The organism is Bartonella sp. AD328YNZD, from assembly GCF_042196425.1.
In genome coordinates this window covers 1-609 of sequence record NZ_JBHIQG010000796.1, presented here as the reverse complement: position 1 = coordinate 609, position 609 = coordinate 1, and the positions used below count along the sequence as shown (strand labels likewise).

At 35.6% G+C, this 609-nt stretch carries 1 protein-coding gene; it reads right to left on the bottom strand.

Annotated elements, in window-relative coordinates:
• Positions 1-129: 129 nt before the first annotated feature.
• A partial coding sequence (locus ACFIO3_RS15085; RefSeq protein WP_375704785.1) for a CDP-alcohol phosphatidyltransferase family protein occupies positions 130-609 on the bottom strand: 480 nt, incomplete at its 5' end.

The window sequence follows — 609 nt, the reverse complement described above, 5'->3', positions numbered from 1 at the left end:
GAAACTGGAAAACTCTTTAATGTCCGTAAAAATCGGTTTGTAGATTATCATATACCTGATTGATCACATCTGAGAGGTAAATAGTTTGGATCTCTCTCTTTTCTTTGCTACTCAAAAAAATGTAACATTTTATGATTCTTGGATAGCTTTAGCGTCAGCCTCTTTCTCTTCTAAAGCCGAACGTTTATTATAAGCAACAAAACTACAGGGGAGAAAAATCATATAGCTAACCGCTGTAATCAATAAAGTTTTCCACGTGTAAGTCGCAAGAAAACCGACATAAATAACAATGACCAACATGCACGGTATAACGATATCACGCCTTAAATTTTGATCAATTGTTTTTGCATTCCATACCGGTAAACGACTAATCAAAAGAAAAGCAATAATTACAGTATAAAGACTAAAAAATAATGCCCACCCCCAATTAGGTACCAAACCAAGAGCACCTAAATACGTAGGTAATAAAAGTAATAACGCTCCTGCTGGTGCTGGAACACCAACAAAATAACTTTTCTGCCACTTAGGTATATTGGGATTATCTAACATCACATTAAAACGTGCTAATCGCAAACAACAAGCAACACAATAAACAAGGGCTGCAACCCA